The sequence below is a fragment of the Aeromonas sp. sif2433 genome, assembly GCF_019218705.1.
Lineage (GTDB): Bacteria > Pseudomonadota > Gammaproteobacteria > Enterobacterales > Aeromonadaceae > Aeromonas > Aeromonas encheleia.
Map to the genome: position 1 here is coordinate 194,545 of NZ_JAHUXD010000009.1, position 12,234 is coordinate 206,778.

The following is a 12,234-nucleotide window of genomic DNA, read 5'->3' on the forward strand; positions in this document are numbered from 1 at the left end:
TGGCAGTTGGGGCGCCGAGGTTAGACTCCTGACAGGGGAAACACGTGAAAGACTTACTCAAGTTTTTGAAGGCTCAGACCAAGACCGAAGAGTTTGACAGTATCAAGATCGGTCTGGCCTCTCCTGACATGATCCGCTCCTGGTCATTCGGTGAGGTCAAAAAGCCTGAGACCATCAACTACCGGACTTTCAAGCCGGAACGTGATGGTCTGTTCTGTGCCCGTATCTTCGGACCGGTGAAGGACTACGAGTGTCTGTGCGGCAAGTACAAGCGCCTGAAACACCGTGGTGTGATCTGCGAGAAGTGCGGCGTAGAAGTGACCCAGACCAAGGTCCGTCGCGAGCGTATGGGCCACATCGAGCTGGCCAGCCCGACTGCCCACATCTGGTTCCTGAAGTCCCTGCCGTCCCGTATCGGTCTGCTGCTGGACATGACCCTGCGTGACATCGAGCGCGTGCTGTATTTCGAATCCTATGTGGTGATCGAACCCGGCATGACCAACCTCGAGCGCAGCCAGATGCTGTCCGAAGAGAACTATCTGGACGCACTGGAAGAGTGGGGCGACGAATTTGACGCCAAGATGGGTGCCGAAGCAATACTTGCATTGCTGCGTGCCATCGATCTGGAAGGTGAAGTCAAGACCATGCGCGAGGAGCTGGATCAGACCAACTCCGAGACCAAGCGCAAGAAGACCACCAAGCGTCTGAAGCTGATGGAAGCTTTCCTGCAGTCCGGCAACAAGCCGGAGTGGATGATCATGACAGTGCTGCCTGTGCTGCCGCCGGACCTGCGTCCGCTGGTACCGCTGGACGGCGGCCGTTTCGCAACGTCAGATCTGAACGATCTGTATCGTCGCGTGATCAACCGTAACAACCGCCTGAAGCGTCTGCTGGACCTGGCCGCCCCGGACATCATCGTGCGCAACGAAAAGCGCATGCTGCAAGAGTCCGTGGATGCCCTGCTGGATAACGGCCGTCGTGGTCGTGCCATCACTGGTTCCAACAAGCGCCCGCTGAAATCCTTGGCCGACATGATCAAGGGTAAGCAAGGTCGTTTCCGTCAAAACCTGCTGGGTAAGCGCGTCGACTATTCCGGTCGTTCCGTTATCACCGTAGGTCCGACCCTGCGTCTGCATCAGTGCGGTCTGCCGAAGAAGATGGCGCTGGAGCTGTTCAAGCCCTTCATCTACGGCAAGCTGGAATCCCGCGGTCTGGCGACCACTATCAAGGCCGCCAAGAAGATGGTGGAGCGCGAAGAAGCCGTCGTTTGGGACATCCTGGACGAAGTTATCCGCGAACACCCGGTCCTGCTGAACCGTGCACCGACCCTGCACCGTCTGGGTATCCAGGCGTTCGAACCGACCCTGATCGAAGGCAAGGCCATCCAGCTGCACCCACTCGTCTGTGCCGCCTATAACGCGGACTTCGATGGTGACCAGATGGCGGTCCACGTACCGCTGACCCTGGAAGCCCAGCTGGAAGCGCGCGCCCTGATGATGTCTACCAACAACATCCTGTCGCCTGCCTCCGGTGAGCCGATCATCGTTCCTTCCCAGGACGTGGTCTTGGGTCTGTACTACATGACCCGTGCCCGTATCAACGCCAAGGGCGAAGGTATGGTGCTGGCCGGCCCGAAAGAAGCCGAGAAGGTCTATCGCGCCGGTCTGGCCGATCTGCATGCTCGCGTCAAAGTGCGTATCACCGAATACCTGCGTCAAGCAGATGATTCGCTGGTAGAGCGTACCGAGCTGAAGAACACCACCGTTGGTCGTGCGATCTTGAGCCTGATCCTGCCGAAAGGCATGGAATACGCGCTGATCGACGAGCCGAAGGTACTGACTGCGGCAGAGCAGGCCGATCTGGATGCCAATCCGCAGAACTGGATCAAGAGCGTCTCCAACAAGGCGTTGGGCAAGAAGCTCATCTCCCGTCTGCTGAACACTTGTTATCGCAAGCAGGGCCTGAAGGACACCGTCATCTTCGCTGACCAGCTGATGTATACCGGTTTCCACTATGCGGCCCTGTCTGGTGCCTCTGTTGGTATCGATGACATGGTCATCCCGGATGCCAAGAAAGACATCGTTGCCGCTGCCGAAGCCGAAGTTGCCGAGATCCAGGACCAGTTCCTGTCCGGTCTGGTGACCGCAGGCGAACGCTATAACAAGGTTATCGATATCTGGGCCAGCGCGAACGATCGCGTCTCCAAGGCCATGATGGATAACCTGTCCAAGGAGCGTAACGTCAACTCCCTGGGTGAAGAAGAAGAGCAGGCCTCGTTCAACAGCATCTTCATGATGGCCGACTCTGGTGCGCGGGGCTCCGCCGCCCAGATCCGTCAGCTGGCCGGTATGCGTGGCCTGATGGCCAAGCCGGATGGCTCCATCATCGAAACGCCGATCGTGGCGAACTTCCGTGAAGGTCTGAACGTACTGCAGTACTTCATCTCCACTCACGGTGCTCGTAAAGGTCTGGCGGATACCGCATTGAAGACGGCTAACTCCGGTTACCTGACCCGTCGTCTGGTCGACGTGGCTCAGGACATGGTGGTCACCGAGGACGATTGCGGCACTACCGAAGGTCTGTGGATGACTCCGCTGATCGAAGGTGGCGACGTGGTCGAGCCGCTGCGTGAGCGCGTGCTGGGTCGTGTGGTCGCGGAAGACGTGATCAAGCCGGGTACTGAAAGCGAGATCCTGGTCGCGCGCAATACCCTGCTCGACGAGTATCTGTGTGATCTGCTGGAACGTAACTCTGTCGACCGCGTGAAGGTACGTTCTGCCATCACCTGTGAGACCGACTTCGGTAACTGTGCTCACTGCTACGGCCGTGATCTGGCCCGTGGTCACCTGGTGAACAAGGGTGAGGCTGTCGGTGTTATCGCCGCCCAGTCCATCGGTGAGCCGGGTACCCAGCTGACGATGCGTACCTTCCACATCGGTGGTGCCGCATCCCGAGCCGCTGCCGAGAGCAGCATCCAGGTCAAGAACACCGGTAGCATCAAGCTGCAGAACGCCAAGTTTGTTACCAACAGTGCTGACAAGCTGGTAATCACCTCCCGTTCTACCGAACTGACCATCATGGACGAGATGGGCCGTACCAAGGAAAGCCACAAGCTGCCTTACGGTTCCGTCCTGGAAGTGAAAGATGGCCAGGCCGTGAGTGCCGGTGACACCGTCGCCAACTGGGATCCGCACACCCACCCGATCATCACCGAAGTAGCAGGTCGCCTGGACTTCGAACACATGATCGATGGCGTGACCATCACTCGTCAGACCGACGAGCTGACCGGTCTCTCCTCCATCGTCGTGCTGGATGTCAACGAACGTCCGAGCGCCGGTAAAGAGATGCGTCCGACCGTGAAACTGGTCGACCAGAATGGCAAGGATGTCATGATCCCGGGTACCGATGTTGCCGCCCAGTACTTCCTGCCGGGCAAGGCGATCGTGAACCTGGAAGATGGTGCCAACGTGGGTGTGGGTGACGCGGTTGCGCGTATCCCGCAAGAGTCCAGCGGTACCAAGGACATCACCGGTGGTCTGCCGCGCGTTGCGGATCTGTTCGAAGCACGTCAACCGAAGGAACCGGCTATCCTGGCCGAGATCTCCGGTACCATCTCCTTCGGGAAAGAGACCAAGGGCAAGCGCCGTCTGGTCATCACCCCGACCGACGGTGGCGACATCTACGAAGAGATGATTCCGAAGTGGCGTCACCTGAACGTGTTCGAAGGTGAAAAAGTTGAGAAGGGTGAAGTGCTGGCGGACGGTCCTGAGTCTGCTCACGACATCCTGCGTCTGCGCGGTATCAGCCCGGTCGCCAACTATATCGCCAACGAAGTGCAGGACGTTTACCGTCTGCAAGGCGTTAAGATCAACGATAAGCACATCGAAGTCATCGTCCGTCAGATGCTGCGCAAGTGCGAGATCCTGAGCGCCGGCGACACCGACCTGATCGAAGGTGAGCAGGTTGAAGTGGCTCGTGTGAAGATTGCCAACCGTAAGCTGGTTGCCGAGGGTAAGACTCCGGCCACCTTCCGTCATATCCTGATGGGTATTACCAAGGCATCTCTGAGCACCGAGTCCTTCATCTCCGCGGCTTCCTTCCAGGAAACCACTCGTGTTCTGACCGAAGCGGCCGTTGGCGGCAAGCGTGACGAACTGCGTGGCCTGAAAGAGAACGTGATCGTGGGTCGTCTGATCCCGGCTGGTACCGGCTTTGCCTACCACCATGCCCGGATCAACCAGCGTGCAGCCGCAGCCCGTGCTGTCGGTGTACCGCAGGTGACTGCCGATGAGGCTCAGCAAAACCTGGCGGATCTGCTCAACGCAGCCGGCAGCTTTGACGAAGAGTAATCTTCAGCCGTTGTGATTAAAAAGGGCCCCTTCGCGGGGCCCTTTTTTATGCCTGTCGCGCGCCACGGCTTTGCACGGTGCTGGGGCAGGGGATGATCCAGTGCAAGGTTATAGAGCAAAAAATCAAAAAAAGTTGACATTGATCCCCCGCAATTGAAAACTCGGGAAAGTTGAATGGTTATTACAGGGGTAGAACATGGCTGCAGGTATCGAGGAAGTACTGCTTCCCGAAGAACGACTGAGCGGTCGCGCTTTTACAGACGAAGACAGGGAATTGTTGCGTTCATATGAGGGCCTCATCGAAGGCTTGGCCGATCTGTTCGGCAAGCACTGCGAGGTGGTGCTTCACTCCCTGGAAAATCTGCATGAGTCAGTGATCAAGATAGCAAACGGCTTTAACACGGGACGTACCCTGGGGGCGCCGATCACCGATCTGGCCCTGCGTATGCTCAAGGACATCGAGAGCACCGGCCAGGATCACACCCAGAGTTACTTCGCGCGCAGCCGGACTGGTGCGCTGATGAAGTCGAGCACCATCGCCATCCGCAACAGCGACAAGCAGGTGGTCGGACTGATCTGCATCAACCTGCACATCAACGCGCCCTTCCACGAGTTCGTGGCCGAGTTTTTCCCGACCCCGCAGCAAGCGGAGCGTCAATCGCCGGAAACCTTTGCCAACAGCGTGGAGGAGTTGGTCGCCCAGACGGTGGACAACACCATCGACGAGATCAATCGCGATCCGACCGTGGCCAACAATGCCAAGAATCGTTTTATCGTGACCCAGCTGTTCGAGAAGGGCATATTTGATATCAAGGACTCGATCAACCTGGTCGCCGACAAGTTGAATATTTCCAAACATACCGTTTATCTGTACATCCGACAGCGCAAGCAGGGTGAAGAAGAGAACGAATAAGTGCCATAGAAGGGGATAGTGAGAATGGCTAAAGAAGTGATTGCAACCGACAAGGCACCTGCCGCAATTGGCCCGTACGTCCAGGCTACCAAGCTGGGTGATTTGGTCTTCACCTCCGGGCAGATCCCGCTCGATCCCGCCACCATGGACATAGTCGCCGGTGGCATCGAAGCGCAGGCCGAGCAGGTGATGAAGAACCTGGTTGCAGTATTGAAGGCGGCCGGCGCCGATACCAGCAAGGTGCTTAAAACAACCTGCTTCCTCAGCGACATGAACAACTTCGTGGCCTTCAATCAGGTGTATGCCCGTTACTTCGGCGACGCCGCACCGGCGCGCTCCTGTGTGGAAGTGGCTCGCCTGCCCAAGGACGTCCTGGTCGAAGTCGAAGCCATCGCCTACGTCTGAGTCACTGTCATTGGAAGAGCCCCTCTCAGGAGGGGCTTTTTCGTCTTTGAGGTAGAATGGATGCATATTTGCGCAGGAGTCCGGACATGAGTCTGAATTTTGCCCTGCTGGTCACTGGGCCCGCCTATGGCACCCAGACCGCTAGCACCGCCTATCGCTTCGCCCTGAGCCTCATCGAGCAGGGCCATCGCCTGTCTCACCTGTTCTTCTATCAGGATGGGGTCTATAACGGCAGCAGCTTGCATGCCCCCGCGTCCGATGAGGCCGACCTGGTGACGCTGTGGCGCGAGCTGGCCCTGGCACAGGGCATCGCCATCGATGTGTGTGTCGCCGCCGCGATGCGACGTGGCGTGCTCGATGAGACCGAGGCGAAGGGGGTCGGCAAGACCCAGTTCAACCTGCAGGCGCCATTTCGCCTGAGTGGGTTGGGGCAGCTGGCCGAGGCCAGCCTGACCGCCGATCGCTTCGTCCAGTTCTAGGGGGATGAGATGAGCAAGATTGCCTTTATCTGCCGGCGTGGTCCCCATGGCACGGCGAGCGGTCGGGAAGGGTTGGATGCCCTGCTGGCTACCTCGGCATTGACCGAGTCTTTGGCCCTGTTTCTGCTGGGGGACGGCGTGTTGCAGCTGGTCAAGGAACAGTCGCCACAGGCGATATTGCAGCGCCACTATGCTCCGACCTTCAAGATGCTGGAACTGTACGACATCGAGGAGGTCTATGTCTGTGCGGCTTCGCTGGCCGAGCGTGGCCTGACCGCGGCGGATCTGCTGATCCCCGTGACGGCGCTGTCCCCCGCGGAGATCCGCCACCAGTGGGGCCGTTGCACCACCCACATCAGCTTCTGAGGTGCCCATGATTCAGCTGGTATTGAATTCTCCCTTCCTGAACCAGGACCTCGAACAGGCACTGCGCTATCGCCAGGCAGAGGATCCGCTGGTGTTGATGCAGGATGCCGTGGTGGCTGTCGTCGCGCCGGAGTGGTGTGAACGCTTGGCCGGGATCCCGCTCTATGTGATGGGGGAAGACCTGCGGGCGAGGGGATTGCCGTGCAGGATCGGGATGGAACTCGACATGCCCGGCCTGATCAGCCTGATCGCCGAGCAGGGATCACCCCAGACCTGGGCCGGCTAGTTTTAATTTTTGCTTGATAGCTCAGGTGGTTACCACATTAGTTGCGGGATGTCATTTGCCCTTTTGGCGCACGAATTGTATAAATCTTGACTCCCCAGACAACAGGGCATAAAATTTCGCGTCCCCGTATCTGCGGGGAGGATTTTTCACACGTTTATGAAGTCATTATCAGGAGCCTTTTGATGGCAACTATTAACCAGTTGGTTCGCAAGCCACGCATCAAGCTCGTTGTGAAAAGCAACGTGCCGGCGCTGGAAGCGTGCCCTCAGAAGCGTGGCGTATGCACCCGTGTATATACCACCACCCCCAAGAAGCCTAACTCTGCACTGCGTAAAGTCTGCCGTGTACGTCTGACCAACGGCTTCGAAGTCACCTCCTATATCGGCGGTGAAGGTCACAACCTGCAGGAACACTCCGTTGTTCTGATCCGTGGCGGTCGTGTCAAGGATTTGCCAGGTGTTCGTTATCACACCGTTCGTGGTGCGTTGGACTGTGCCGGTGTTAAAGACCGTAAGCAGGCTCGCTCCAAGTATGGCGTGAAGCGTCCTAAAGCTTAATGGTTCTCCGTTAAGTAAGGCCAAACGTTAATTCGTTTCTAGTTAGATAACTTTCTAGTTTTGGGTAATCCCTGAAGTTACGGAGAATTTGAAATGCCAAGACGTCGTGTTGTTGGTCAGCGTAAAATCCTGCCGGATCCTAAGTTCGGATCAGAGCTGCTGGCTAAATTTGTCAACGTAGTAATGGTTGACGGTAAGAAATCTGTTGCAGAAGCCATCGTTTATGGCGCCCTGGACATCATTGCCACCAAATCTGGCAAAGAGCACCTGGCCCTGTTCGAAGTCGCTCTGGACAACATCCGTCCGTCCGTCGAGGTTAAATCTCGTCGTGTCGGTGGTGCAACTTATCAGGTACCGGTAGAAGTTCGTCCGGTCCGTCGCAATGCCCTGGCAATGCGCTGGTTGGTTGACGCCGCTCGTAAACGTGGTGAAAAATCAATGGCTCAGCGTTTGGCTGGCGAGCTGCTGGATGCCGCTGACAATAAGGGTTCGTCTGTCAAGAAACGTGAAGACGTTCACCGTATGGCTGAAGCGAACAAGGCCTTCGCTCACTTCCGCTGGTAATCCGCTTGCGCAGGGTCTTTTGGCTCTGCGCACCTTCAGTTATCTAGGGGCACGCTCCTAGTAAGAGGATGACAATGGCTCGTACAACCCCCATTGAGCGTTATCGTAACATCGGTATCTCCGCTCACATCGACGCCGGTAAGACTACCACTACCGAGCGCGTTCTGTTTTATACCGGTGTAAGTCACAAGATCGGTGAAGTTCACGATGGCGCTGCCACCATGGACTGGATGGAACAGGAACAAGAGCGTGGTATTACCATCACCTCCGCCGCGACCACCGCGTTCTGGTCCGGTATGGGCAAACAGTTCCAACCGCACCGTATCAACATCATCGATACCCCCGGCCACGTTGACTTTACTATCGAAGTAGAGCGTTCAATGCGTGTTCTGGACGGTGCCGTGATGGTGTACTGTGCCGTAGGTGGCGTACAGCCACAGTCTGAGACCGTATGGCGTCAGGCTAACAAGTACAAGGTTCCCCGTATCGCGTTCGTCAACAAGATGGACCGTACTGGTGCCAACTATCTGCGCTGCGTTGAGCACATCAAGACCCGTCTGAAAGGTAACCCGGTTCCGCTGCAACTGAACATCGGTTCAGAAGAGAACTTCAAGGGCGTTATCGATCTGGTCAAGATGAAAGCCATCAACTGGAGCGAAGCAGATCAGGGCGTATCCTTCGATTACGAAGAGATCCCGGCTGAGCTGCTGGAACAAGCGCAAGAAATGCGCATGACCCTGGTCGAAGCCGCTGCTGAAGCGTCTGAAGATCTGATGGAAAAATACCTGGGTGGTGAAGAACTGACCGAGGAAGAGATCAAGAAAGCTCTTCGTCTGCGCGTTCTGAACAACGAAATCATCCTGGTTACCTGTGGCTCCGCGTTCAAGAACAAGGGCGTACAGGCCATGCTGGATGCCGTGGTTGACTATCTGCCGGCACCGACCGACGTAGCGGCCATCGACGGTCTGAAGCTGGACGGCGTCACCAAAGACGAGCGTCATGCTTCTGATGAAGAGCCGTTCTCTGCTCTGGCATTCAAGATTGCTACCGACCCGTTCGTAGGCAACCTGACCTTCTTCCGCGTGTACTCCGGTGTAGTTAACTCCGGTGACTCCGTGCTGAACTCTGTCAAAGAGAAGCGCGAGCGTTTTGGCCGTATCGTTCAGATGCACGCCAACAAGCGTGAAGAGATCAAAGAAGTTCGCGCAGGCGATATCGCTGCCGCCATCGGTCTGAAAGACGTGACCACTGGTGACACCCTGTGTGACGAAAAATCACCGATCATCCTCGAGCGTATGGAATTCCCGGAGCCGGTAATCTCTATCGCGGTTGAGCCGAAAACCAAGGCTGACCAAGAGAAGATGGGTCTGGCACTCGGCCGTCTGGCGCAGGAAGATCCGTCTTTCCGCGTATGGACTGACGAAGAATCTGGCCAAACCATCATCGCCGGTATGGGTGAGCTGCACCTGGACATCATCGTTGACCGTATGCGTCGCGAGTTCAAGGTTGAAGCGAACGTAGGTAAGCCGCAGGTTGCCTACCGTGAAACCATTCGTGAAACCGTCAAGGATATCGAAGGTAAGCACGCCAAGCAGTCTGGTGGTCGTGGTCAGTATGGTCACGTCATCATCGACATGTACCCGCTGGAAGCCGGCAAAGCCTATGAGTTCGTTAACGACATCAAAGGTGGCGTGATTCCTGGCGAATACATCCCGGGCGTTGACAAGGGTATCCGTGAGCAGCTGAAATCCGGCCCGCTGGCAGGTTATCCGGTAATGGATCTGGGTGTGCGCCTGCACTACGGTTCTTACCACGATGTCGACTCCTCCGAATTGGCGTTCAAGATCGCTGCCTCCCTGGCCTTCAAGGCTGGTTACATGAAGGCAAGCCCGGTCCTGCTCGAGCCGATCATGAAGGTTGAAGTCGAGACTCCGGAAGATTACATGGGCGACGTTATCGGTGACCTGAACCGTCGTCGTGGCCTGATCGAAGGTATGGAAGACGGCCCGTCCGGCAAGATCGTACGTGCCCTGGTGCCGCTGGCCGAGATGTTCGGTTATGCGACCGCCCTGCGTTCCGCTACCCAAGGTCGTGCTTCCTACGCAATGGAATTCGCTAAGTACTCCGACGCCCCGAACAACGTGGCCCAGGCAGTCATCGAAGAGCGCAAATCCAAGTAATTTATGATTCCCCGCCTACGACGGTAGGCGGGTTTAACCTAGAAGGACTACGTCGTGTCTAAAGAAAAATTTGAGCGTAACAAACCGCACGTAAACGTCGGCACCATCGGCCACGTTGACCACGGTAAAACCACCCTGACCGCCGCCATCACCAACGTGCTGGCCAAGCACTTCGGTGGTAAAGCTTTCGCCTTCGACCAGATCGACAAGGCGCCGGAAGAGCGTGAGCGTGGTATCACCATCAACACCTCCCACGTAGAATACGACACCGCTGCCCGTCACTACGCCCACGTAGATTGCCCGGGTCACGCCGACTACGTTAAAAACATGATCACCGGTGCTGCCCAGATGGACGGCGCGATCCTGGTAGTAGCTGCGACTGACGGCCCGATGCCGCAGACTCGTGAGCACATCCTGCTGGGTCGTCAGGTTGGTATCCCGTACATGATCGTGTTCATGAACAAGTGCGACATGGTCGACGACGAAGAGCTGCTTGAGCTGGTCGAGATGGAAGTTCGCGAACTGCTGACCGAATACGACTTCCCGGGTGATGACCTGCCGGTAGTCCGTGGTTCCGCGCTGAAAGCGCTGGAAGGCGACGCTGCTTGGGAAGAGAAAATCATCGAGCTGGCTAACCACCTGGATACCTATATCCCGGAGCCGGAGCGTGCAATCGACCTGCCGTTCCTGATGCCTATCGAAGACGTCTTCTCCATCGCTGGCCGTGGTACCGTAGTAACCGGTCGTGTTGAGCGCGGTATCGTTAAAGTCGGTGAGACTGTCGAAATCGTTGGTATCAAAGATACCGTGACCACCACCTGTACCGGTGTAGAAATGTTCCGCAAGCTGCTGGACGAAGGTCGTGCCGGTGAGAACGTTGGCGCCCTGCTGCGTGGCGTGAAGCGTGAAGACGTAGAGCGTGGTCAGGTACTGGCCAAGCCGGGCTCCATCAAGCCGCACACCAAGTTCGAATCTGAAGTGTACGTACTGTCCAAAGAAGAAGGTGGTCGTCATACTCCGTTCTTCAAGGGCTACCGTCCTCAGTTCTACTTCCGTACTACCGACGTGACCGGTACCATCGAACTGCCGGAAGGCGTTGAAATGGTAATGCCAGGCGACAACATCAAAATGGTTGTTACCCTGATCGCGCCGATCGCGATGGACGACGGCCTGCGTTTCGCTATCCGTGAAGGTGGCCGTACCGTAGGTGCTGGTGTTGTTGCTAGCGTAATCGCTTAATCGATTCGCTATCTGCACACATGAAAGGGGTGGCTTCGGCCACCCCTTTTACTTTTTGGGGCTTTATCTGCCCTGTGAGATACTTTTTAAACATCCATTGCCGAGGTAGTGCCCGTGAGTAAACCCGCCATTTTTCTGGATCGTGACGGTGTCATCAACGAAGACACCGGTTATGTCAGCCAGGTCGATGACTTCCATTTCCTGCCTGGTGTGATCGAAGCCATGCAACTGCTGAAGCAGAAAGGCTATCTGCTGATCGTGGTCACCAACCAGTCAGGTATCGCCCGCGGCTACTTCAGTGAAGACGACTTCATGAACCTCACCGAATGGATGGATTGGTCGCTGGCCGACCGAGATGTGGATCTCGATGGCATCTATTTCTGCCCCCATCACCCGGATCATGGTGCACCCTGCGATTGCCGCAAGCCGAAGCCCGGCATGCTGCTGCTGGCACAACAGGAGCTGGGTATCGATATGGCGCGTTCCTATATGGTGGGTGATAAGCCTTCCGACCTGAAAGCCGCCGCCAATGCCAAGGTGGGGCATAAAGTCATGGTGCGTACCGGCAAACCGCTGACAGATGAAGGTACTGCACTGGCGGATGCCGTCTATGACAACCTGCATGATTTTGCCGTTTCAGTACCGGTCGCAGGCTGAATTCGTTCGCTTAATATGCATGTTGGTGGCTTTGTGAGCGAACTCATCACGAAAGCCATATTTCTGCAATTAACCGCTTGCCAGAAAGTTTCTACTCCCTATAATGCGCCTCCATCGACAGGGCAAGCGGCAACGCAAACAAGCCGGTCGGTGCCTCGATAAAGCCTCTGAAAATAAGGCTTGACTCGAGAAGGCGGTTGAGTAGAATGCCACTCCCGCAGCGACAAAACGTTGCAACG

The 12,234-nt window shown here is 56.6% G+C and carries 11 protein-coding genes; all 11 read left to right on the forward strand.

The genetic code is table 11. From position 1 onward, the window contains the following. Nucleotides 1-44 precede the first annotated feature (44 nt). The 11 genes from rpoC (at nt 45) to gmhB (ending at nt 11,995) form a co-directional block, all read left to right on the forward strand. Nucleotides 45-4,349 carry a DNA-directed RNA polymerase subunit beta' gene (rpoC, locus tag KW825_RS15335; RefSeq protein WP_042654547.1) on the forward strand — a complete coding sequence of 1,435 codons (4,305 nt, stop codon included), beginning with the start codon at nt 45-47 and terminating at the stop codon, nt 4,347-4,349. Nucleotides 4,350-4,545: 196 nt separating this feature from the next. Further along, nucleotides 4,546-5,262 (forward strand): transcriptional regulator, encoded by a 717-nt coding sequence (locus tag KW825_RS15340; RefSeq protein ID WP_042654548.1) that lies wholly within the window; start codon nt 4,546-4,548, stop codon nt 5,260-5,262. 24 nt (nt 5,263-5,286) lie between these two features. Then, nucleotides 5,287-5,667: a RidA family protein gene (locus KW825_RS15345; protein ID WP_041206542.1), complete on the forward strand. Its 381-nt coding sequence runs from the start codon at nt 5,287-5,289 to the stop codon at nt 5,665-5,667. A gap of 86 nt (nt 5,668-5,753) precedes the next feature. Then, nucleotides 5,754-6,146 (forward strand): sulfurtransferase complex subunit TusD, encoded by a 393-nt coding sequence (gene tusD, locus KW825_RS15350; protein WP_218329687.1) that lies wholly within the window; start codon nt 5,754-5,756, stop codon nt 6,144-6,146. Nucleotides 6,147-6,155: 9 nt separating this feature from the next. Continuing rightward, nucleotides 6,156-6,512: a sulfurtransferase complex subunit TusC gene (gene tusC, locus KW825_RS15355; protein WP_042654551.1), complete on the forward strand. Its 357-nt coding sequence runs from the start codon at nt 6,156-6,158 to the stop codon at nt 6,510-6,512. A gap of 7 nt (nt 6,513-6,519) precedes the next feature. After that, nucleotides 6,520-6,798, forward strand: a complete 279-nt coding sequence (tusB, locus tag KW825_RS15360) for a sulfurtransferase complex subunit TusB (RefSeq protein ID WP_218329688.1) — start codon at nt 6,520-6,522, stop codon at nt 6,796-6,798. Nucleotides 6,799-6,980: 182 nt separating this feature from the next. Further along, nucleotides 6,981-7,355 carry a 30S ribosomal protein S12 gene (rpsL, locus tag KW825_RS15365; RefSeq protein WP_005306278.1) on the forward strand — a complete coding sequence of 125 codons (375 nt, stop codon included), beginning with the start codon at nt 6,981-6,983 and terminating at the stop codon, nt 7,353-7,355. 93 nt (nt 7,356-7,448) lie between these two features. Then, nucleotides 7,449-7,919: a 30S ribosomal protein S7 gene (gene rpsG, locus KW825_RS15370; RefSeq protein WP_033129801.1), complete on the forward strand. Its 471-nt coding sequence runs from the start codon at nt 7,449-7,451 to the stop codon at nt 7,917-7,919. A gap of 74 nt (nt 7,920-7,993) precedes the next feature. Further along, complete coding sequence (gene fusA, locus KW825_RS15375; RefSeq protein WP_042654553.1) at nt 7,994-10,099, forward strand: elongation factor G; 2,106 nt, start codon at nt 7,994-7,996, stop codon at nt 10,097-10,099. A 54-nt stretch (nt 10,100-10,153) separates the two neighbouring features. Further along, complete coding sequence (gene tuf / locus KW825_RS15380; RefSeq protein ID WP_126623228.1) at nt 10,154-11,338, forward strand: elongation factor Tu; 1,185 nt, start codon at nt 10,154-10,156, stop codon at nt 11,336-11,338. A gap of 114 nt (nt 11,339-11,452) precedes the next feature. Continuing rightward, nucleotides 11,453-11,995, forward strand: coding sequence for a D-glycero-beta-D-manno-heptose 1,7-bisphosphate 7-phosphatase (gene gmhB, locus KW825_RS15385; protein WP_042652971.1), 543 nt, complete (start codon nt 11,453-11,455; stop codon nt 11,993-11,995). Nucleotides 11,996-12,234 lie beyond the last annotated feature (239 nt).